Source organism: Pseudomonas sp. PAMC 26793 (assembly GCF_000313235.1).
Taxonomy (GTDB): domain Bacteria; phylum Pseudomonadota; class Gammaproteobacteria; order Pseudomonadales; family Pseudomonadaceae; genus Aquipseudomonas; species Aquipseudomonas yamanorum.
Map to the genome: position 1 here is coordinate 369,436 of NZ_AMXG01000038.1, position 20,766 is coordinate 390,201.

The following is a 20,766-nucleotide window of genomic DNA, read 5'->3' on the forward strand; positions in this document are numbered from 1 at the left end:
GTTGCGGGTTCTGGTAATCAAGACCTCATCCCTGGGCGATGTGATTCATGCCTTGCCGGCGTTGACCGACGCGGCGCGGGCGATCCCGGGCATCCGGTTTGACTGGGTGGTGGAAGAAGGCTTCGCCGAAATTCCCACCTGGCATCCGGCGGTGGACAAGGTGATCCCGGTGGCGATCCGCCGCTGGCGCAAGAACCTCTGGCAGACCTTCAAGAGTGGCGAATGGCGGCGCTTCAAAAAGAGCGTGCAGTCGACCAAATACGACTTGGTGATCGACGCCCAGGGCCTGTTGAAAAGCGCCTGGCTGACCCGCTACGTGCGCGCGCCCGTTGCCGGCTTCGACAAGCAGTCGGCTCGCGAACCGTTGGCGGCGCACTTCTATTCCCGTCGTTTGGCCGTGGCCCGTGGGCAGCATGCGGTGGAGCGCTTGCGCCAGCTGTTTGCCGTGGCCCTCGGTTATGACCTTCCAAAGGGTCTGGGCGACTACGGCCTCAGCGTCGACAAGCTGCTGGGCCTGCCGCCGAAAAAGCCGTTTGTACTGCTGCTGCACGGCACTACCTGGGACACCAAGCACTGGCCGGAAGCCTACTGGCGCGACCTGGCCGAGCGCATGGACCGCTTTGGCGTGGACGTGAAATTGCCGTGGGGCAATGCCGCCGAAAAAGCCCGGGCTGAACGCTTGGCCAGCGGCCTGAAAAACGCCGAAGTGTTGCCCAAGCTCAACCTGGCGGGCGTGGCCCGAGTGCTGGCGAGTGCCAAGGCGTGTGTTGCGGTCGACACCGGTCTTGGCCACTTGGCGGCCGCGCTGGATGTACCGACGATTTCCCTGTTCGGCCCCACCAATCCTGGCCTGACCGGCGCCTACGGCAAGGCGCAGGTCCACCTGGCCAGCGATTTCCCGTGTGCGCCGTGTCTGCAAAAGAAATGCACTTATCAACCGACTGCCGAAGACCAGCGTCGGTTTGATCTCAAGCGCGAGTGGCCACTGTGTTTCACTCGCCTGAACCCTGAGCGTGTCGCAACGCGATTAAGCACGTTGTTATTGGCTGAGGAACACTGATGCAACTGGCTTTTGTCCTCTACAAGTATTTCCCCTTTGGTGGCCTGCAGCGCGACTTCATGCGTATTGCCCTGGAGTGCCAGCAGCGCGGCCACAAGATCCGCGTCTACACGCTGATCTGGGAAGGTGACGTGCCGCCGGGCTTCGAAGTGCTGGTGGCCCCGGTCAAGGCGTTGGTCAACCATCGGCGCAATGAAAAGCTCTACGCCTGGATCCAGGCCGACCTGGCCAAGCGCCCGGTGGATCGCGTGGTGGGCTTCAACAAGATGCCGGGGCTGGACCTGTACTTCGCCGCCGACGGTGTGTTCGAAGACAAGGCACAGACCCTGCGCAACCCGATGTACCGCTGGTTCGGCCGATACAAACACTTTGCCGAATACGAGCGCGCGGTGTTCGACAAGGACGCCAAGACGCAGATCATGGTGTTGTCCGAGCACCAGCAGCAGCTGTTTACCCAGTACTACGGGACCCAGGCCGAGCGTTTTCACTTGTTGCCGCCGGGTATCGCCCGCGACCGCCGCGCGCCGCCCAACGCTGCCGAGGTCCGCGCTGAATTTCGTCGCGAATTCGGCCTGGCCGAAGATGATTTGCTGCTGGCGCAGATCGGCTCGGGCTTCAAGACCAAAGGCGTCGATCGCAGCCTCAAGGCCGTGGCCGCGTTGCCGTCGAACCTGAAGAAACGCACCCGGCTATTTGTAATCGGCCAGGACGACCCCAAAGTATTCCAATTGCAGAGTGCAGCGCTGGGCCTGGGCGACCAGGTGCAGTTCTTCAAGGGGCGCAGCGATATCCCGCGCTTTCTGCTGGGCGCGGACCTGTTGATCCACCCCGCGTACAACGAGGCGGCCGGCATGGTGCTGATCGAAGCGGTGGTCGCCGGCCTCCCGGTGCTGGTGAGCAAGGTCTGCGGCTACGCGTTTTACATCAACAAGGCCCGCAATGGCCGAGTGTTGGACGAACCGTTCGAGCAGGCCCAGCTCAACCAGTACCTGGTGGATATGCTCGACGATCCACAAGCGCGCGCGGCCTGGAGCCGCAATGGTCTGGCCTTCGCTGAGACGGCCGACCTCTATAGCATGCCGCAGTACGCTGCGGACCTGATTCTGGCGGAGCCAAACCGATGAAGTTGATTCTTGCCGAACCGTTCAAGACCCTGTGGGCCGGACGCGATGCGTTCGCCGAAGTCGAGAAGCTGGACGGCCAGGTGTACCGTGAACTGGATGCCCGCCGTACCTTGCGTACGGAAGTGGACGGCCACGGCTTTTTCGTGAAGATCCACCGGGGGATCGGCTGGGCCGAAATCCTCAAGAACCTGATCACCGCCAAGTTGCCGGTGTTGGGCGCGGGCCAGGAATGGTTGGCGATCCAGCGCTTGCAGGAGGTGGGCGTGCCGACCATGACCGCCGTCGCTTACGGCGAAAAGGGCAGCAACCCGGCGGACCAGCACTCGTTCATCGTCACCGAAGAGCTGGCGCCGACCGTCAGCCTCGAAGACCTGAGCATGGACTGGGTCAAGCAACCGCCGGCGCCTATGATCAAGCATGCGCTGATCGCTGAAGTGGCACGGATGACCGGCATGATGCACCGCGCCGGGGTCAACCACCGCGACTGCTACATCTGCCATTTCCTGCTGCACACCGACAAGCCGCTGGTAGCCGATGACTTCAAGCTGTCGGTGATCGACCTGCATCGCGCCCAGGTGCGTTCGAAGATTCCGTTGCGCTGGCGCAACAAGGACCTGGCCGCGCTGTACTTCTCGGCCCTGGACATCGGCCTGACCCGCCGCGACAAACTGCGCTTCCTCAAGGGTTACTTCCAGCAGCCACTGCGCCAGATTCTCGCTGAAGAAGCCGCCTTGCTCGGCTGGCTGGAACGCAAGGCGGCCAAGCTCTACGACCGCAAGCAACGCTACGGGGATGCGCTCTGATGGCGGGTTGGAACCTGGAACCCGCTTACGCCGCCCTGGCGGATGACTTTGGTAGCCTGGAAGCAGTGTTCGCCCTGCAAGGCGAGCGGCTGACCCGCGATCCACTATCCGAAGTGATTCGCGTGGAGCGCGGCGGGGTCAACTATTACGTCAAGCGCTACGTCGGCGCGGGCAAGGGGTTGCGCCGCTACCTGGGCAAGCCACGGGTCAAGTCTGAATGGCAGAACCTCAAGCGCTTCGCCAAGTGGGGCATTCCCACCGCCGACGTGATCGCCTGGGGCCTGGAACGCAAAGGCCTGGCTTATCACCGTGGGGCGATGATCACGCGCGAGCTGCCCAAGACCGAAGACTTGTCGGCATTGGCCGAGCGCAATGACCCGCAACTGTCCGACCCGGTGTGGGTCAGCAAGGTCAGTCGCCAGCTCGCTGAATACACGCGGACCATGCACGACCACCGGTTTACCCATAACGATTTGAAGTGGCGCAACTTGTTGGTGGACGACCAGCAAACCCTGTATCTGATCGATTGCCCCAACGGCGATTTCTGGCGCGGTTTCTGGCTCAAATATCGCATCACCAAGGACCTGGCCTGCCTGGACAAGGTTGCCAAGTATCACTTGTCGGCTACCCAGCGCCTGCGCTTCTACATGCAATACCGTCAGCGCAAACACCTGAGCGCGGCGGACAAACAGCGAATTCGCCACGTGGTGAAGTTTTTCGAGGGGCGAGAATGAGTGATTTCCTGGCGGCCGAAGATCGAGCATTGCTTGAGCGCAACGGCCTCGGCACTTTCGACGCGCTGTGGGCCAAGCAACTGGACGCCGTGGACGAGCCCAATACCAGTCGCGGCGGCTGGAGCAGCGTGTTTCGCCTCGAGCTCGAAGGCCAGGGCTACTACCTCAAGCGCCAGAGCAACTACCTGACGCGCACCTTGCACCGCCCGTTTGGCGAGCCGAGTTTTGCCCGCGAGTTTCGTAACATCAGCCGCTATCGGCAGTTGGGTATTCCGGCGTTGCAGGCGGCGTTTTTCGGTGAGCGCAAAGTGGCCGGAGAGCATCGGGCGATGTTGCTGACCCGGGCGCTGGATGGTTGGAATGATCTGGATTCGTTGCTGGAGCAATGGTCTGAGTTGAGCGACGTGCAGCAGCGGGCAATCCTGCTGGCCTGCGGTCAGCTTGCTCGTCAGTTGCACAGCGTGGGCCAGGTGCATGGCTGTTTTTATCCCAAGCATATTTTCCTGCAAGCCACCGGCGACGGGTATGCGGCGCAGTTGATCGACCTGGAGAAAACCCGCCCGCTGCTGTTCGGCTGGCGTGACCGGGTCAAGGACCTGGAGCCGCTGTTGCGCCGTGCGCCGCAATGGTCGGACGATCAGGTGCGCCAGCTGTTGGCGGCGTATCTGGATCAGCCGCAGGACAGCGCGTTGGTTGCTACCTGGCACCAGCGCCTGGCGGCCCGCCGCAGTCACAAGGAGAACCGCTGATGCGTTTGTCCGAACTGAAACATGCCGGCCGTACACCCAGCCTGCCCTTGAGCATCGAGCTGGCGGACGCTGCCGGACCTGGGCAGTTGCAATTGCTCAGTTTGCTGCGGGTATTGCCGGGCCAGCGCTATGTCGGCGCAGCCGTGTGGCGCGGGCGCCCGGTGCTGGCCAAACTGCTGGTGGGCAGCAAGGCGGCGCGGCATTTTCAGCGTGAACTCAGGGGTGTGCGATTGTTGGCCGAACAAGGCCTGACCACGCCGTTGTTGCTGGCCGATGGTCTGCAAGAAGGTGAGGGTGGTTGGTTGCTGTTCGAGTTCCTGGAAGGTGCCGACAGCCTCGCCGATGCCTGGCATGCCGTCGAAGCCTTGCCGCCGCTGGCTGACGAGCAGCAGGCGGTGCTGGCCGAAGCGTTGGGCGCGATTGCGCAGATGCACGCCAAGGGCCTGTGGCAGGAAGACCTGCACCTGGACAACCTGCTGCGCCAGGGCGGCAAACTGTATTTGATCGATGGCGCCGGGATTTGTGTCGAAGAGGCGGGTAAGCCGCTGTCGCGCAATCGGGTGCTGGAAAACCTCGGGGTGTTTTTCGCACAGTTGCCGAAAGGCCTTGAGCCGTTTACCGAAGAGCTACTGGTGTATTACCTGCTGAGCAATGGCGAACATGCCTTGCCGCTGGAAGCACTGCAAAAGCAGGTACGTAAAGTCAGTGCCTGGCGCTTGAAGGATTTCCTGAGCAAGGTTGGCCGTGAGTGCACGCTGTTCAGTGTGGTGCGCGGGCCATTCGCTTTGCGCGCGATCCGTCGTGAGGAAGAAGCGTCGATGCTGCCGGTGCTGGAGCAGGCTGACGCGCTGCTGGATCAGGGCCACCTGTATAAAACCGGCGGGGCGGCCAGTGTCGCCAAGGTCGAGGTGGCCGGTCGACCCCTCGTGATCAAACGCTACAACATCAAGGGTTTTGCCCATTGGCTCAAGCGCTTCTGGCGCCCGAGCCGGGCCTGGCATTCGTGGCGCGAAGGCAATCGCCTGGCCTTCCTCGGCATCGCCACGCCCAAGCCCCTGGCGTTGGTGGAAAAGCGCTTCCTGTGGCTGCGCGGCCGGGCTTACCTGGTGACCGAATACTTGCCAGGGCCGGACATCATCGAGCGGTTTGCGCCGTACGTTGAAAGTGGCGAAGCGCCCGAGGCCGAATTACAGGCCCTGGATTATTTGTTTGCAGAGCTGATTCGCGAGCGCATCAGCCATGGGGATTTCAAGGGGCATAACCTGTTCTGGCACACGGATCGCTGGGCGTTGATCGACCTTGATTCGATGTGTCAGCACACGTCCTTGAGCAGCTTCGCTCCGGCATATGCCAGGGATCGGGCAAGGTTTATGCGTAACTGGCCTGAGAGCAGTGCGTTGTATCGGGTGATTGATCAGCGGTTGCCAAAGGCAGTGGGTTAGGGGGGTTGGGGCCGCTGCGCGGCCCAACGGGAGCAAGCTCCCTCGCCACAAGTTCGATGTCAGTTTCTAAAAGGTGTACTCGGCGCCTGCGCCGGCGTACCACGAGCGTCCCGGCGCTGCTTCGTAATAGCGGCCATTGCCGTCTCCGACGATCACCGACCCTACGTACTGGCGATCCAGCAGGTTATCCAGGCGCAGGGTTTGGTGAAACGTCCAATGCTCCACCTTCTGCTCAAACCGCGCGCGCCAGTTGAATACGCTGTAGCCCGGTGCCGCGTGTTGCTGGTTGGTGTCTTCGACGTAGACCTTGCTGCGGTACATGCCTTCCAGGGCGGTGCTGACCCAGTCCCGGGGTTTCCAGTTCAGTTCGGCGAACAACGTGGTTTGCGGGACGCCGGGGAGGTAGTTACCTTTGTCCACGGGTTTGCCGCCGCCGATGAAGTCGCTGTCGTAGGTGGCTTGCAGGCGGGTGTAGGCGATGTTGGTGCTCCACTGCTCGCTGAGCTGGCTTTCGATGCCCAGTTCGAAGCCGCGACGCAGGGTGCGGCCGGCGTTCTGGTAGCTGGTGCGGCCGCCGTTCGATTGGTCCACCACCAGCTCATCCTCGGTGGTGATCTGGAAGACAGCAGCGTTCACCCGGGTGTCGTTCAGCTGCGCCTTCAAACCTACTTCATATTGCGTACTTTCGGACGGCTTCAGGCCGAAGTTGAACCCTTCGATATTGCCCGGCGCATACGCCAGTTCCGCCTGGGTCGGCGTCTCGAAACCCTTGCCGGCACTGACGTAACCGTGCAGGTCGGGCGTGAAGGCGTACATCACGCTCACGGACGGCGTGTTCTTCTGGTAGGTCTTGTTGCCGCTGGAGTCGCCGTTGCTCAAGAACTGGTCGTCGACGTCCAGTTCCATGGTGCTGTGGCGGACTCCGGCTTGCAGGGTCCAGCGGTCGATGGCCCAGTTGGCTTGGATGTAGGGGTCGAGGCTGCGGGCGGTGTCGATTTCATCCCGGCGTAGCTGGCCTTTTACGCCAAGGGTAGTGCCGCTGTAGTTCTGGTAGCCGTGGCGGCTGTCTTCGCTCTGGTCGAAATCCAGGCCGGTGATGATCATCAGCTCGCCCGGCACGCTGTCGATGGGCTGCATCCAGCGCACGGAGCCGCCGTAGAACTTGCGGTCGAATTGGACCACGCCGCCGCCGCGTTCGTTGGCGGGCGTTCCCTTGGGAATCGACAAATACTGAATCACGCTCCGCCGCCCGGTGTAGGCATTCACCTGCAGCGTTGCTTCACCAAAATACCGCTCGTAGTTCATCCCCAGTTGCTGGTGGTCGATGCTTTTGCGGGTGTTGTACAGCTCTGCTGCGGTGCTGACCGAGCGCGGGTCAGCCTTGTATGCATCCCACGCCTGCCCCAGCGGATCCTGGGTGCCGTTTTGCTCCAGGCTGCTGTAGATCAGCGCCAGTTTGCTGTCTTCGTCCGGCTCGAAATTGAGCTTGGCAAAGGTCTGGTCGCGACGGGCGCTGCTGTGGTCGCGATAGCCATCGGTGTCCATACGCGAGGCATCCAGCACGAAGCCTGCGCCGTCTGCCGCGCCTTCGGCGGTCAGGTGGTTCTTGCTCAGGCCATCACTGCCCACCAGTGTTTCGGCGCCGATGCGCGGCGGGCCTTCGCCATTGCGGGAAAACATCTGGATTACGCCGCCCGCATTGCTGCCATACAGCGTAGCGGCCGGGCCACGCAGCACTTCGATACGCTCGGCGGTGTCGAGGTTGAACGTGGCGGCCTGGCCCTGGCCGTCCGGGGTGCTGGCAGGGATGCCGTCGGCGATCAGCTTGATACCGCGCACCCCAAACGCCGAGCGGGCACCGAAGCCTCGGGAGGAAATCTGCAAGTCCTGGGCGTAGTTCTGGCGGTTTTGAACCACCAGGCCAGGCACGCGGGACAAGGCTTCGGAGGCATTGATGCCCAGTTGGCCGTCGCTGATTTGCTCGCGGCTGATGCTGTCCACGGAATAAGGCAGGTCAAACGACGGGCTGGCGCTACGCGAGCCGGTGACCACGCTGGGGTCGAGGACCAGCGGAGCCTCGTCGGCCTGGGCGCCGTTACACAGTCCCAGAAGGCCGGGAAGCAACAGGGCGAAGCGTTTGGGGGCAACAACTTTCATGAGTAAACCAGCATCCATGACGCACAAAAGTGCGCGAGTTTAACGATTCAGCCAGCTTTTACCATTTCGGAATCCTCCTACATGGCGCGGCGGTGTAGCGGGTCTGGGGCACGAACAGGGTCGATGTTAGCGTTGCTGGCCATTCAGAGGGTCGGCCATGACACTAAAAATGACTGCTGCGCTAAGCATTGGAATCCTTGTGTTGAGCGGCTGTGGAACGGCCAATACGGTATTGCGCGATGATGCGGCAGCGGCACGTGAGCTCAGGAAGCAAAAAACCTATTGCCAGTCAATTCCCCGTGTCTACAGCGGGGTTGCCTTTGATTTCTGCCGGCTGCACGCCGCGCCGGACCTCACTGGCGTGATGATGCCATTCGTTCTATTGGATATAACGGTTTCAGGCATTGTTGATACAGTGGTCCTGCCCTATACGGTCTACCGGCAAGGAACTGATGGCAACATCAGTATCTATTGGCGCCCGGGTTCATAAACGGATCCAGTAGGGTTGTATGGGCCAGGGGTGAATGCCCACACTTATGCCAAATGGAGTTGTCCGTGAGTCTTGCGACCAAATTTCTTCTCGCCGCGGTACTGGTATCCACCGCCGGTTGCGGCACCATCAACACGGTGTTTCGCCCGGACGCCGTTGCCAGCCAGAACCTCAAGGAATCGCGCAGTTATTGTGAAAACGTGCCGCGTATCTACAGTGGGGTGATCTACGGTTTTTGCACATTGAACGGCGCCCCCGACACCACCAAAGAGCACACGCGCGATGCCTCTGGCTCCTTGCCGATCTTCGCCGCCGAGCTCGTGGGCTCCGGCTTGCTCGACACCCTCGTGCTGCCCTACACGGTCTACCGCCAGAACAGGGACGGCAGCATCGAGATATTCCGTTAGGCCCGCAGTGACAACCGGTCGCCACAATCCCTAGATCATCCCGTGGCGTGTTTACGCTATAATCCCGCCCTTTAGCTGTTTCTCCCCCAGGCGAGAAGCACACTTTTTTCAGGCGTGACGCGCCTGCATGCAGACTAAAAGAGGCTAGACCCCTGTGGCATTGACGATTCTTGGCCTGTCCGGCGCCCTTAGCCATGATCCTTCCGCAGCCTTGTATATCGACGGCAAGCTGATTGCGGCCGCCGAAGAAGAGCGCTTCGTACGCGACAAACATGCAAAGAACCGCATGCCCTACGAGTCGGCGAAGTTCTGCCTGGAACAAGCCGGTATCAAGCCTTCCGACGTTGACGTGGTTGCGATTCCGTTCGCACCGATCAGCCTGTTCGGCGAGGCCCGCTGGCACTATGCCAAACGTTACTGGTACGCCCCGGACCGCGCCCTCGACGCGATCCTGATGGGCAACCGTCGCTACAAGCGCTATCGCAACAAGATCGTCTGGTGCCTGGAGCAACTGGGCTTCGATCCGAAGAAAATCAATATCGAACCGGTTGAGCACCACCTGGCCCACGCCTCCAGCGCCTACCACTGCTCGGGTTTCCAGGAGAAGACCGCGATCCTCGGGATCGACGGCAAGGGCGAGTACGCCACCACCTTCTTCGGCTACGGCGAAAACGGCAAGATCCACAAGATCAAGGAATTCTACGATCCGGACTCCCTCGGCGGCCTGTATGGCGCGATCACCGAGTTCCTCGGTTTCGAGATGCTCGACGGTGAGTTCAAGGTCATGGGCATGGCGCCGTATGGCGATGCCAGCAAGTACGATTTCTCGCGCCTGGCCTCCTTTGAGAACGGCGAGCTGGTGATCAACACCGACTACGCCAACGTCATCGGCCTGCGCCGCTACAAAGAGAAGGGCAAGGGGTTCTACTTCTCGCCGAAGCTGATCGAGTGGCTGGGGCCGAAGCGCGAAGGCGACATCGCCGACGAGCCGTACATCCACTACGCGGCCAGCATGCAGGCGCTGTTCGAGAAGCTGGCGTTGCAGATGATCGACCATTACCTGGGCGACATCCTCAAAGACACCGGCAAGCTGGCCTTCGCCGGCGGCTGTGCGCTGAACGTCAAGCTGAACCAGAAGATCATTGCCCGTGACGACGTCAAGGAACTGTTCGTGCAGCCGGCGTCCGGCGATGCTGGCACCGCGGTCGGTGCAGCCGCCTACGTTTCCCACGCCCGTGGTGTACCGGTGGAGAAGATGGAACACGTCTATCTCGGCCCGTCCTACAGCAACGAAGACGTGATCGCCGCGTGCGCCAAGCACGAGAGCAAGCCGGTCTGGCGCAAGATCGAAAACATGCCCAAGCGCATCGCCAAGATCATGGTCGACGGCAACCCGGTGGCCTGGTTCCAGGGCCGCATGGAGTTTGGCCCGCGTGCCTTGGGCGGTCGTTCGATCATCGGTTGCCCAAGCGCCACCGGCGTGGCTGACCGGATCAACCACCAGATCAAGTTCCGCGAGCGTTGGAGGCCTTTCTGCCCGTCGATGCTCGACACCGTCGCGCCACAGATGATCAAGGTCGACCATCCGGCGCCGTTCATGACCTTCACCTTCGAAGTGTCGGAAGAGTGGAAAACCCGCGTGCCGGAAGTGGTCCATGAAGATGGAACCTCCCGTGCCCAGGTGCTCAAGCGCGAATACAACCCGCGCTACTACGACATGATGAAAGAGCTGGAAGTGCTGACCGGCAACGGCGTGTCGCTGAACACCTCGCTCAACCGTCGTGGTGAAGCGATGATCTGCTCGCCGACTGATGCGCTGAACATGTTCTTCGGTTCCGACCTGCAGTACTTGATCATGGAAGACATCCTGGTGGTCAAGGACGGCGTGGACCCTTATGACGCTGTGGTCTAAATGCTGAACCGCTTCCAGGGCTGGCGTGAACGTGGCTGGACGCCTGTCGAGGCCGAGGTTTACGCCCAGGCCTGGCAGCGTTTTGGTGGCAGCGTGGCAACCCATCCGCAGATCGTCGAGCGGCTGGCGCACCTGGCGCAGATTCCGGTGCGTTACCTGGGCTGGGAGCAGGACGGCGAGCTCAAAGGTGCAATTGCTACCTGGGGGCGCGACCTGGCCCTGTCCAAGGACGTGCTCAAGCGCAAAGGCAAAAAAGGCCTGTTTGATCTGGGTAACGCCGAGATCATCCTGCCGATTGCCGCCGATGCGCAGGTGCCGTTGCGCCATCGCGCGCGTTATCTCTCTGCACTGAATGAGGGGCGCGTAAGCACCCTCAAGCCCCAGGCCGAGCAGTTGGCCATGGCGCGCACACCGGAAGAGCTGTCGAAGAAGTTTCGCTACAACCAGCGCCGCGAACTGCGTTTACTGGAAGAGGCGGGCGGCGTGGTGCGGGCGGTCGGCGAGTTTTCCAGCAGCGAACTGGCGGCGATTTACTGCGACCTGTTCCAGCGGCGCTGGGGTTTCCCGGCCGCAGGGGCCGAGCGTCTGGCCGAAGTGCTGGAGCTGCTCAAGGAGTTCCTGTTCGGCTCGGTGCTGTTTCTCAATGACGCTGCGATTGCCGTACAACTGGTGTATCAGGTGCAGGCCCCGGAGTGGGTCAGTGCCGAGTATGTCAACGGTGGTGTCGACCCTGAAACCAAGGCATTCAGTCCTGGCAGCGTGCTGAGTTTCCTGAATACTCAAAGTGCCTGGGAGCAAGCGCGGGCGAGCGACAAGCCGCTGCGTTTTTCCTTCGGGCGTTCCGATCGTGAATACAAGGAGCGCTGGTGCAACCCGGTGCCGGTGTTCAGCGTATGAGTCGCAAACAGCAACTGCTCAAACAGCATCGCCGCAACAAGCGTATTGCGTTGTTGGTGGGCCTGTTGCTGCTGGTGGCCGTCGGTGTGCTGGTGGCCTGGTGGTTGCCGCTGGTGCTGGCCGTGGTGTTGTGGGCGGCGCATGAAGCCTGGTTTGCCGACCATCTGTTCTACTCGCCTAAAGACGACTATGAATACGCGTTTCCTGACGGGAGCGAGTGCGCGGGCCTGCGTCTTGAAGGCGGGCGCCTGCTGTTGGACACGCCCCTGGTGGGGGATGAAACCCTGATCGTTGGGGTTGAGCTCAATAGCTCGTGGCTTGGGCGTTTTTTCGATCCTGCGGTGGAGTTATCGGGCCTGGATGTACCAGACCGGCAAGTCTTCGAGCGGGGTGTTGCAGGGCGGCGCTACCTCAACCTGACAGGCATGGGCGAAGCGCTGGCCAGCGGTAAGCTGCGCTTGCGCGGGCGCTTCTGCCGCATCAAGGGGCAGCCGACGCTGTGGTTGTTCCGCCAGCCAGATTACCGTCGCCAGCGCGTGATGGTCATTGCGCCCCATGCCGACGATGCCGAACTGGCTGCCTTCAGCCTTTACAGCCAGGCCGATGAGAGCTGGATCGTCACCCTTACAGCGGGCGAAATCGAAGCCGATCACTATCAGCAAATGGGTATGCCCAAGGCCGATGCCGCACGCCTCAAAGGCCGCCTGCGTGCCTGGGACAGCGTCACCGTGCCTCGCTGGGCGGGCGTTCCCGAGGCGCAGTGCGTGCAGTTGGGCTACTTCTGCATGCAACTGCCGGCGATGCAGGCCGCGCCGGATCAGCCCCAGGCTTCCCGGGAAGCCCAGTTGGACGATACGCGGCTGTTTCGCCAGTTCAATGCCCTGGCCTTGCCCGGGGATGTGGACGGTGCCCCGACCTGGAACAACCTGATTGCCGACCTGCGGGCGTTGCTGCTCAAGGCGCGCCCGCAGGTGATCGTGTTGCCAACGCCGCTGCTGGATCCGCACCCGGATCACATCTGCGCCCACGCCGCGATCCTTGAGGCCCTGCAAGGCCTGGAGTGGCAGCCGGGCACATTGCTCGGCTACGCCAACCACCTGCATGATAATGATCGTTGGCCCATGGGCGACTCGGGCGCGGGCGTGGCCTTGCCGCCGCGTTTTGATGCTGCGCTTGAACTGGTGCCTTGCAGCTTGCCGCTGACGTTGAGCCAGCAGCAGGACAAGGCCATGGCCCTGGGCATGATGCACGACTTGCAGCCGCGGGCGCCGTTCAAGCGACGTGTGCGCAGGTGGTTGCAGCAATTATTGGCTGGCCGTAGTCCATCGCCTTATGGAGAGAATGAATTCTTCCGTAAGGCGGTGCGCCGCCATGAATTGCTCTGGGTTTTAAAGCAGGACTGAGACCTTATTGAAGGCAGGCTTGCAGCGCCTGCCGCCCTTTTTTTGCCGGGCTGCGTGCCCGCAGCCAGATTGCAGCATGGAGAGTTATGAAACCTCGTTTCAAGGTTTTGCAGTTACAGCCGGACTACAACGTCAAGACCCACGACTTCGCCGACCTCGGCGAGCAGATCGTCAAGGCCTTGCCGGCTGAACGTTTCGAGGTCACATCCGGGTTCCTCAGCGGCCGCCCGCTGCCCGGCCAGCCCCTGAGCGTGGCTGAACACTCCCATTACTTCGAGCTGCCGGAAAAGTCCCTCAAGGGCATCCGTTTCGGCGCCATGTGGCAGATCTACAAATATTGCCGCGAGCAGAAATTCGACGTGGTCATCTGTAACCGCTTCAAGTCGGTGAACATGATGCTGTCCCTCAACCGCTGGTTGAAGATTCCCCTGTGCATCGGCATCTCCCACGGTTTTGGCGAGTACGCCCGTGGCTATCGCCGGCGCCAGACCCAGAAGTGGGTCAGCCCGGCGTGGCGATTTGTCGGGGTGTCGGCCGCGGTCAGGGATTACCTGGTGGACCTCAACTGTGGGTTCACCCGTGAAAACACCACCTTCGTCACCAATGCCATCGACATCCCCCAGGCCGAATCCTTGCAGTTGCCACGGGATGAAGCGCGCAAGGCCCTGGGCCTGCCGCTGGATGCGCGGATGATTGGCGCCCTGGGCCGCCTGGTGCCGATCAAGGGCCACACTCATTTGCTGCAAGCCTTCGCCACCCTCAAGGACAAATACCCTGAGGCTCAGGTGGGTATCATCGGCTCTGGCCGCGCCGAAGCGGACCTGCGTGCCGACATCGAGCGTCTGGGCCTGACCGGCCGTGCGCACCTACTGGGCTTTCGTGAAGATGGCATGAAGTACGTGCGCGGTTTCGACATCTGGACCATGCCCTCGCTGTTCGAAGGCCTGGGCCTGGCGCTGCTGGAAGGCATGAGCGGCCATTTGCCGGTCATCGCCTCCAACGGCCCGGCGATGTTGCCGTTGGTGGAAGGTGCAGGCGGGCTGTCCCATGACCCGGGCAACGTCGAGCAACTGGCGGCGGCGCTGGACACTTACCTGGCGTTGAGCGACGAGCAGTTGCGTGCCAAGGGCGAGCAAGTGTTCCGCTACCTGGAAGAAAACCACACCCTGGACGAGTTCCGGCACAAGTATTTGAACCTGATCGAAACCGGTCTGCGTGAAGTAGGTAAAGCATGAGTCTGCAGCAACCCCTGGTCACTGTGATCATCGCCTCCTACAACCATGGCCCGTATATCGAGCAGAGTATCCTCAGTGTGCTCGGCCAGACCTATCCCAACATCGAGTTGCTGGTGGTGGACGATGGCTCCAAGGACGACAGCGTGGAGCGCATCCAGCGTTTGCAGGCCGAGCACGGGTTTGACTTCCAGGTTCAGCAGAACCAGGGCCTGACCAATACCCTTAACGGCGCCATCGCCCGCGCCAAAGGCAGCCTGATTGCGCCGTTCGGTTCCGATGACATCATGTTGCCCGAGCGCATTGCGACCCAGGTTGCCTACATGGAAGGCAAGCCGAAGGTGGGCATCTGTGCCGGCAATATCGAGTTGATTGATGGTGACGGCAAACCGTACCCGGAGAAGAAGCAGCGCCGCGATTTGCCGTTTCGCAGCCTGGACTTCGATGACCTGTTCCTGGACCGCAAGCCGTTTCCGCCGGCACCGACCCTGATGATCCGTCGGCAGGCGCTGGAAGAGGTCGGGGGTTTCGACCCACTGATTCCGCTGGAAGACTTACTGATCGAATTGAAGATTGCCCACGCCGGCTACACCATCGACGTGTTGAACGTGGTGATGGCGCGCTATCGCCAGCACGCGACCAATACGTACAAGAATCATCGCTACATGATCCAGAACATCCTCAAGACCTACGGGCTGTTCAGCGATCACCCGGCCTATGATCAGGTTCGCTACAACTTCCTGAACTCGATGTTCCTCAAGACCGCCGACCGCGACCGCCCGCTGGCGCGGGAGATCCTCAAGCAGATTCCTTTGAAGTTCTGGGGTCGCAAGACCTTGCGTGGGTTGGTGCGGCTGTATCTGGCGCCGCAGCGCAGCTCATAGGGCTTCGGCCTGGCCATTGCGTACACCGCAATGGCCAGGGGCTTGGAACCTCAGCGGTTCACACCATCACTTGGCCGGGCTCGTGACCTGCGCGGCCGGACTGTTGAGCTTCAGCACCTGTTCACGAATCTTCGCCGTGGCGCTTGGCGAGGCCACCGAGGCATAGCCCTTGGCCAATTGCTCGAAATGGGTTTCGAACAACCAGTTGCGATCCTGGGGATAACGCTGCATGTGCCGCAGGTTGCGCTGGCGCAGGGCGTTACGCAGGGCTGACGGGTAGATGCGCATGTCGGCCACGTCAATCAGGCCGAACTCGCCGTCATCCATCAACAGCACGTTACCCAGATGCAGGGAGCGGAAGTACACGCCGCGCTCGTGGAGCTGGGCCATGAACCGGCCGAAACGCTCAATCAACGACTCCCGCAGGCTGCTGTCCAGGCTTTGCAGGGCCTGGCGCAGGGTCAGGCCGGGCAGCGGCTGATAACGTACGGCGCTGCTGGCATCCTTTAACTGGTAGAGATTGAGGATGACCGGTGATGGAATCCCCAATGCACGCAGTTGCTCACTGTTGCTGGCAAAGCGCTCCGAATAGGGATTGAAGCTGCCCGAGGTGTACCAGCGACGAGGGCGGAACAGCTTGAGGAAGCTGCCATCCTCCAGGCGCAGGACCTTGGGCCCCAGGCCATCGGCTTCAATCACGTGGGCGTTGGCGCACAGCTGTTCGAAGTCTTGAGGTTTCAGGCGTTGAACCGGCATGCGCAGCAGGCTGCGGCGACGCTGGGCGATGCTCAGGCCGGCGATCAGCGCCAGCGGGATCCATAGCAGGAACCAGTGTTCTTTTGGCCGCGAGAGAATGCCGCCGCCTTCGGTCAGGCCGGCACCGATGCCGTAGGCCAGCAGGGAGGAGGCCAGGATGAACAACGGCTGCGCACGTTCCTTGAGGCTTTTGTACAGGCCCCAGCCGAGCATGAAGATCCACGGGATGAAGCCGATGATGCCGACGTAATACAGCACACCGAGGGCAAAGCTGTGGGGCTCGCGCAACTGATAGCCGTCGGCAAGCGTCAGGTACAGCTCTGAATCGTAGCTGTGGCCGATCCAGGGGTGTTCGGCGATACGCTCAAGCGACATACCCCAGAGTTCGAAGCGGAAGGAACTGCCACGATTGGTGATCAGTTCGGGATAGAACAGCAATAACGCCACCGCGCTCAGCCCCATGCCGGCGATCAGCAGGGCCGAGCGCCGATTGCGAGTGGTGAAACTCATCCAGAGTATGGCGAGAACCAGGGCAACCAATGGCGTTCTCGAGCCGGTGGCCAGCACTGCAGCGGCCATGATTGCCAGTGCCGGAACGCTGAACCAGAGTACGTGCGCACGCTGGGTGGTCATGCATACGTACAGCCAGTAAACACAGAAGAATCCGAATACGTGAGAGCTCAGTAGCGCATTATCAAGAGCCCCACGCCCGCCGATCATTCGCGAGCCATCCGAGATGTGGGGAGCAAAAGCCACCAGGCTGCAGGCGCTGGAGACCAGCGCAATCAGCGCGGCGCAGAAGAAGATCGGCTTGAACAGTTCATTGCGGTAATGCAGTAACAGTCCTAAACCGGCAAACAACGTGAAGGTATTCGGTGGCCGCTTGAACAGGTCGGAGTCTGTCGTGGCCTCAGGGCTCCAGAGCAGGCTGGTGAGCGCCCAGCCCGAGAAAACCAGGAAGGCAATCGCCAGGGGCTCGCGCAATACCTGCTTGAGTTCCGTCGGGCGCAGGCACAGCAGCAACAGTGTCGGCGCGGCGAACAGCAGGTAGTAGAACCTGTGCAGCACATTTCGATTGGTAACGAAGAATAGCGCACTCAGGAGCAGCAACAAGCCGATGGGCAGAATCCACAGACAGAGGAAGTCGAAAACGCGGTTTGAGCCATAGGTAAGGCGCTTGGATTGCATACAGAAAAGCCGTTCCAGAATAAAGAAAGCCGACCATACTAAAGTAGTGGCTATATAATGTCGCCCGTAGGATCCAACGGGGCCGCGGTTGTGCCGCGTGCAAGTACAACAGAGAAGCTGTGCTAAAGTCAGCCTCCTTTTTCAAAACCGCCGCGTGATATGACCGACTCCAGTCCGAGCGCAAGCCCTTCGAGCTTGAAAATATACTTCCGTCTGCTCAGCTACGTTAAGCCCTATGCTGGCTTGTTCGCGCTGAGTATCGTCGGCTTTCTGATTTTCGCGTCGACCCAGCCGATGCTGGGCTACATCCTCAAGTACTTTGTCGACGGCCTGTCCAACCCTGAAGCGGTGTTGTTCCCCACGGTCCCTGTCCTGCGGGACTTGCAACTGCTGCAGGCCGTGCCGCTGCTGATCATCCTGATCGCCGCGTGGCAGGGTCTCGGCTCGTTCCTGGGCAACTACCTGCTGGCCAAGGTTTCCCTGGGCCTGGTGCATGATTTGCGGGTGCAGCTGTTCAACAACCTGCTGACCTTGCCGAATCGCTATTTCGACAATCACAACTCCGGGCACCTGATTTCCCGCATCACCTTCAACGTGACCATGGTCACCGGTGCGGCGACCGATGCCATCAAGGTGGTGATTCGCGAAGGCATGACGGTGATCTTCCTGTTCGCCTCGCTGCTGTATATGAACTGGCGCCTGACCCTGGTGATGATTGCCATCCTGCCGTTGATTGCCGTGATGGTCAGCACCGCGAGCAAGAAATTCCGCAAGCAGAGCAAGAAGATCCAGGTTGCCATGGGTGACGTCACCCACGTCGCCTCGGAAACCATCCAGGGCTACCGCGTGGTGCGCAGCTTCGGCGGTGAGGTGTATGAGCAGAAGCGCTTCCTCAAGGCCAGCCTGAGCAACACCAACAAGCAACTGCGCATGACCCGTACCGGCGCGATCTACACGCCGGCGCTGCAACTGGTGATCTACAGCGCCATGGCGGTGCTGATGTTCCTGGTTCTGTACCTTCGCGGCGATGCTTCCGCAGGTGACATGGTGGCCTACATCACGTTGGCCGGCCTGTTGCCCAAGCCGATTCGCCAGCTCTCTGAAGTCAGCTCGACCATCCAGAAAGGCGTGGCCGGTGCCGAAAGCATTTTCGAGCAGTTGGACGAAGATGTGGAAATCGATCGCGGTACCATCGAGCGCGACAAGGTCAGCGGCCGCCTGGAAGTGCGCAACCTGAACTTCACCTACCCGGGCACCGATCGCCATGTCCTCAAGGACATTACCTTTACCGCAGAGCCTGGGCAGATGGTGGCCCTGGTGGGCCGTTCGGGCAGCGGCAAGTCGACCCTGGCCAGCCTGATCCCGCGTTTCTACCACCACGAGAGCGGTGAGATCCTGCTGGATGGTGTGGAAATCGAAGACTATCGCCTGCTCAACCTGCGTCGGCACATCGCCCAGGTGACCCAGCACGTGACCCTGTTCAGCGACACCGTGACCAACAACATCGCCTACGGTGACCTGGCCGGTGCACCGCGGGCCGATGTCGAGGCGGCGGCGGCCGATGCCTATGCCAAGGACTTCATCGACCAGTTGCCCAAAGGTTTCGATACCCAAGTCGGCGAAAACGGCGTGCTGCTGTCCGGTGGCCAACGCCAGCGCCTGGCCATTGCCCGGGCCCTGCTCAAGAACGCGCCATTGCTGATCCTCGACGAGGCGACCTCGGCGCTGGATACCGAGTCGGAGCGCCATATCCAGGCGGCCCTGGACAAGGTCATGCAAGGCCGCACGACCCTGGTGATCGCCCACCGCCTGTCGACCATCGAGAAGGCCGACCTGATCCTAGTCATGGACGATGGCCGGATTGTCGAGCGCGGTACCCACGGCGAACTGCTGGCGCAAAACGGTTATTACGCCCGCCTGCACGCCATGGGCCTGGACGCGCCGATCCCGGCCGACATCACCTGATGTGCCGGAGTGAGGGGCTTGCGCCTCACTCCATTGCCCTCGCAACATCTTCTCTGCACACCCCGACAAGCCTTTGACAACCCTGTGGTAATATCGCGCCCCTGTTCATTTTGTATGTGGGTTGCTCCATGAAGTTGTCCATGCCGCGATTCGATCAAGCCCCTGTCTTGGTGGTCGGCGATGTCATGCTCGACCGTTACTGGCATGGCGGTACCTCACGGATTTCCCCTGAGGCACCGGTACCGGTAGTCAAGGTCGAGCAAATCGAAGACCGTCCAGGTGGCGCTGCCAACGTTGCCCTCAATATTGCCGCGCTCGGCGCCCCGGCCTCCCTCGTGGGTGTGACCGGCGACGATGAAGCCGCCGACAGCCTGGCCAACAGCCTGCGGGGTGCTGGTGTGCGTGCGTTGTTCCAGCGCATTCCCCACCAGCCGACCATCGTCAAGCTGCGGGTCATGAGCCGGCACCAGCAATTGCTGCGTATCGATTTTGAAGAACCCTTCGCCACCGACGCCCTGGCCCTAAGCGCCCAGGTTGACGAGTTGCTCGAAGGTATCAAGGTGCTGGTGCTGTCCGACTACGGCAAAGGCGCCTTGAGAAACCACCAGATGCTGATCCAGGCCGCCAAGGCCCGGGGCATTCCGGTACTGGCGGATCCCAAGGGCAAGGACTTCTCGATTTATCGGGGCGCGAGCCTGATCACGCCGAACCTCAGCGAATTTGAAACCATCGTCGGCGGTTGCGTCGATGAGCACGAGTTGGTGACCAAGGGTGCCAAACTCATGGCCGACCTCGACCTGGGCGCCCTGCTGGTGACCCGTGGCGAACACGGCATGACCTTGCTGCGCCCTGATCACCCTGCGATGCACCTGCCAGCGCGAGCCCGTGAAGTGTTCGACGTGACCGGTGCCGGCGACACGGTGATTTCCACCCTGGCGGCCTCCATTGCCGCCGGTGAAGAGTTGCCCCACGCAGTGGCCCTGGCCAATCTTGCAGCGGGCATTGTGGTTGGCAAACTGGGTACGGCTGCCATCAGCGCACCTGAGCTACGCCGCGCCATCCAGCGTTCCGAGGGTTCGGAGCGGGGTGTGTTGAGTATCGAACAACTGCTGTTGGCAATTGACGATGCCCGCGCCCATAAAGAGAGCATAGTCTTCACCAATGGTTGCTTCGACATCCTCCACGCCGGTCACGTGACGTACCTGGAGCAGGCGCGGGCCCAAGGCGATCGCTTGATCGTGGCGGTCAACGACGATGCGTCGGTCAGCCGCCTGAAAGGGCCTGGTCGCCCAATCAACAGTGTCGACCGTCGCATGGCGGTACTGGCTGGCTTGGGGGCGGTGGACTGGGTGATCAGCTTTGCCGAGGGGACGCCGGAAAACCTGTTGGCTCAGGTCAAGCCGGACGTGCTGGTCAAGGGCGGTGATTATTCGGTCGACCAGGTGGTGGGGGCCGATATCGTCAGTGCCTACGGTGGCAAGGTCAAAGTGCTGGGGCTGGTGGAAAACAGCTCGACCACCGCGATTGTGGAAAAAATCCGCAGTAACTGATTGTGGGGGCGGG

Annotated in this window: 17 protein-coding genes; 15 read left to right on the plus strand and 2 right to left on the minus strand. The window is 61.3% G+C overall.

Translation table 11 applies throughout. The features are described 5' to 3' along the window. Nucleotide 1: 1 nt before the first annotated feature. The 6 genes from waaC to D109_RS0119170 are packed head-to-tail and all read left to right on the plus strand — an operon-like array spanning nt 2 to nt 5,912. Complete coding sequence (waaC, locus tag D109_RS0119145; RefSeq protein WP_017478297.1) at nt 2-1,060, plus strand: lipopolysaccharide heptosyltransferase I; 1,059 nt, start codon at nt 2-4, stop codon at nt 1,058-1,060. Next, nucleotides 1,060-2,184 carry a glycosyltransferase family 4 protein gene (locus D109_RS0119150; RefSeq protein ID WP_017478298.1) on the plus strand — a complete coding sequence of 375 codons (1,125 nt, stop codon included), beginning with the start codon at nt 1,060-1,062 and terminating at the stop codon, nt 2,182-2,184. Before waaC ends, D109_RS0119150 begins: the two co-directional genes overlap by 1 nt. Continuing rightward, on the plus strand, nt 2,181-2,987 hold the full coding sequence (gene rfaP / locus D109_RS0119155; RefSeq protein ID WP_017478299.1) for a lipopolysaccharide core heptose(I) kinase RfaP: 807 nt from the start codon (nt 2,181-2,183) through the stop codon (nt 2,985-2,987). The genes D109_RS0119150 and rfaP overlap by 4 nt, the downstream gene beginning before the upstream one ends. Continuing rightward, nucleotides 2,987-3,721, plus strand: coding sequence for a lipopolysaccharide kinase InaA family protein (locus D109_RS0119160; RefSeq protein WP_017478300.1), 735 nt, complete (start codon nt 2,987-2,989; stop codon nt 3,719-3,721). The genes rfaP and D109_RS0119160 overlap by 1 nt, the downstream gene beginning before the upstream one ends. Continuing rightward, a complete protein-coding gene (locus tag D109_RS0119165; RefSeq protein WP_008439156.1) occupies nt 3,718-4,470 on the plus strand; it encodes a lipopolysaccharide kinase InaA family protein in 753 nt (250 codons plus the stop codon). The genes D109_RS0119160 and D109_RS0119165 overlap by 4 nt, the downstream gene beginning before the upstream one ends. Beyond that, complete coding sequence (locus tag D109_RS0119170) at nt 4,470-5,912, plus strand: lipopolysaccharide kinase InaA family protein (RefSeq protein ID WP_017478301.1); 1,443 nt, start codon at nt 4,470-4,472, stop codon at nt 5,910-5,912. The genes D109_RS0119165 and D109_RS0119170 overlap by 1 nt, the downstream gene beginning before the upstream one ends. 66 nt (nt 5,913-5,978) lie before the next feature. Here D109_RS0119170 and D109_RS0119175 read toward each other — a convergent pair whose 3' ends face one another. Beyond that, nucleotides 5,979-8,069 carry a TonB-dependent receptor gene (locus D109_RS0119175; protein WP_017478302.1) on the minus strand — a complete coding sequence of 697 codons (2,091 nt, stop codon included), beginning with the start codon at nt 8,067-8,069 and terminating at the stop codon, nt 5,979-5,981. A gap of 157 nt (nt 8,070-8,226) precedes the next feature. Here D109_RS0119175 and D109_RS0119180 point away from each other — a divergent pair, with 157 nt between their 5' ends. The 7 genes from D109_RS0119180 to D109_RS0119210 all read left to right on the plus strand — a co-directional run bounded on the left by D109_RS0119180 (nt 8,227) and on the right by D109_RS0119210 (nt 15,294). After that, nucleotides 8,227-8,559 (plus strand): YceK/YidQ family lipoprotein, encoded by a 333-nt coding sequence (locus tag D109_RS0119180; RefSeq protein ID WP_026078076.1) that lies wholly within the window; start codon nt 8,227-8,229, stop codon nt 8,557-8,559. 53 nt (nt 8,560-8,612) lie between these two features. After that, nucleotides 8,613-8,966, plus strand: coding sequence for a YceK/YidQ family lipoprotein (locus D109_RS0119185; RefSeq protein ID WP_026078077.1), 354 nt, complete (start codon nt 8,613-8,615; stop codon nt 8,964-8,966). A gap of 154 nt (nt 8,967-9,120) precedes the next feature. Continuing rightward, nucleotides 9,121-10,878 (plus strand): carbamoyltransferase, encoded by a 1,758-nt coding sequence (locus tag D109_RS0119190; protein WP_026078078.1) that lies wholly within the window; start codon nt 9,121-9,123, stop codon nt 10,876-10,878. After that, nucleotides 10,879-11,775 carry a GNAT family N-acetyltransferase gene (locus D109_RS0119195; RefSeq protein ID WP_017478306.1) on the plus strand — a complete coding sequence of 299 codons (897 nt, stop codon included), beginning with the start codon at nt 10,879-10,881 and terminating at the stop codon, nt 11,773-11,775. After that, complete coding sequence (locus D109_RS0119200) at nt 11,772-13,178, plus strand: PIG-L deacetylase family protein (protein ID WP_017478307.1); 1,407 nt, start codon at nt 11,772-11,774, stop codon at nt 13,176-13,178. The genes D109_RS0119195 and D109_RS0119200 overlap by 4 nt, the downstream gene beginning before the upstream one ends. A gap of 86 nt (nt 13,179-13,264) precedes the next feature. After that, nucleotides 13,265-14,413, plus strand: a complete 1,149-nt coding sequence (locus D109_RS0119205; RefSeq protein ID WP_017478308.1) for a glycosyltransferase family 4 protein — start codon at nt 13,265-13,267, stop codon at nt 14,411-14,413. Beyond that, on the plus strand, nt 14,410-15,294 hold the full coding sequence (locus D109_RS0119210) for a glycosyltransferase (RefSeq protein ID WP_017478309.1): 885 nt from the start codon (nt 14,410-14,412) through the stop codon (nt 15,292-15,294). The genes D109_RS0119205 and D109_RS0119210 overlap by 4 nt, the downstream gene beginning before the upstream one ends. Before the next feature lie 66 nt (nt 15,295-15,360). On the opposite strand, the gene D109_RS0119215 is transcribed toward D109_RS0119210, so the two are convergent. Further along, nucleotides 15,361-17,238, minus strand: coding sequence for a bifunctional O-antigen ligase/aminoglycoside phosphotransferase family protein (locus tag D109_RS0119215; RefSeq protein ID WP_017478310.1), 1,878 nt, complete (start codon nt 17,236-17,238; stop codon nt 15,361-15,363). Nucleotides 17,239-17,397: 159 nt separating this feature from the next. Here D109_RS0119215 and msbA point away from each other — a divergent pair, with 159 nt between their 5' ends. Continuing rightward, complete coding sequence (msbA, locus tag D109_RS0119220) at nt 17,398-19,203, plus strand: lipid A export permease/ATP-binding protein MsbA (protein ID WP_026078079.1); 1,806 nt, start codon at nt 17,398-17,400, stop codon at nt 19,201-19,203. Nucleotides 19,204-19,331: 128 nt separating this feature from the next. Then, nucleotides 19,332-20,753 (plus strand): bifunctional D-glycero-beta-D-manno-heptose-7-phosphate kinase/D-glycero-beta-D-manno-heptose 1-phosphate adenylyltransferase HldE, encoded by a 1,422-nt coding sequence (gene hldE, locus D109_RS0119225; protein ID WP_026078080.1) that lies wholly within the window; start codon nt 19,332-19,334, stop codon nt 20,751-20,753. The last annotated feature ends 13 nt before the right edge of the window (nt 20,754-20,766 follow it).

Excerpts from the sequence above, each read along its gene's own strand:
- D109_RS0119150 (WP_017478298.1), top strand. The coding sequence starts at position 1,060 with ATGCAACTGGCTTTTGTCCTCTACAAGTATTTCCCCTTTGGTGGCCTG.
- rfaP (WP_017478299.1), top strand. The coding sequence starts at position 2,181 with ATGAAGTTGATTCTTGCCGAACCGTTCAAGACCCTGTGGGCCGGACGC.
- D109_RS0119160 (WP_017478300.1), top strand. The coding sequence starts at position 2,987 with ATGGCGGGTTGGAACCTGGAACCCGCTTACGCCGCCCTGGCGGATGAC.
- D109_RS0119165 (WP_008439156.1), top strand. The coding sequence starts at position 3,718 with ATGAGTGATTTCCTGGCGGCCGAAGATCGAGCATTGCTTGAGCGCAAC.
- D109_RS0119170 (WP_017478301.1), top strand. The coding sequence starts at position 4,470 with ATGCGTTTGTCCGAACTGAAACATGCCGGCCGTACACCCAGCCTGCCC.
- D109_RS0119175 (WP_017478302.1), bottom strand. The coding sequence starts at position 8,069 with ATGAAAGTTGTTGCCCCCAAACGCTTCGCCCTGTTGCTTCCCGGCCTT.
- D109_RS0119180 (WP_026078076.1), top strand. The coding sequence starts at position 8,227 with ATGACACTAAAAATGACTGCTGCGCTAAGCATTGGAATCCTTGTGTTG.
- D109_RS0119185 (WP_026078077.1), top strand. The coding sequence starts at position 8,613 with ATGGAGTTGTCCGTGAGTCTTGCGACCAAATTTCTTCTCGCCGCGGTA.
- D109_RS0119195 (WP_017478306.1), top strand. The coding sequence starts at position 10,879 with ATGCTGAACCGCTTCCAGGGCTGGCGTGAACGTGGCTGGACGCCTGTC.
- D109_RS0119200 (WP_017478307.1), top strand. The coding sequence starts at position 11,772 with ATGAGTCGCAAACAGCAACTGCTCAAACAGCATCGCCGCAACAAGCGT.
- D109_RS0119205 (WP_017478308.1), top strand. The coding sequence starts at position 13,265 with ATGAAACCTCGTTTCAAGGTTTTGCAGTTACAGCCGGACTACAACGTC.
- D109_RS0119210 (WP_017478309.1), top strand. The coding sequence starts at position 14,410 with ATGAGTCTGCAGCAACCCCTGGTCACTGTGATCATCGCCTCCTACAAC.
- D109_RS0119215 (WP_017478310.1), bottom strand. The coding sequence starts at position 17,238 with ATGCAATCCAAGCGCCTTACCTATGGCTCAAACCGCGTTTTCGACTTC.
- msbA (WP_026078079.1), top strand. The coding sequence starts at position 17,398 with ATGACCGACTCCAGTCCGAGCGCAAGCCCTTCGAGCTTGAAAATATAC.
- hldE (WP_026078080.1), top strand. The coding sequence starts at position 19,332 with ATGAAGTTGTCCATGCCGCGATTCGATCAAGCCCCTGTCTTGGTGGTC.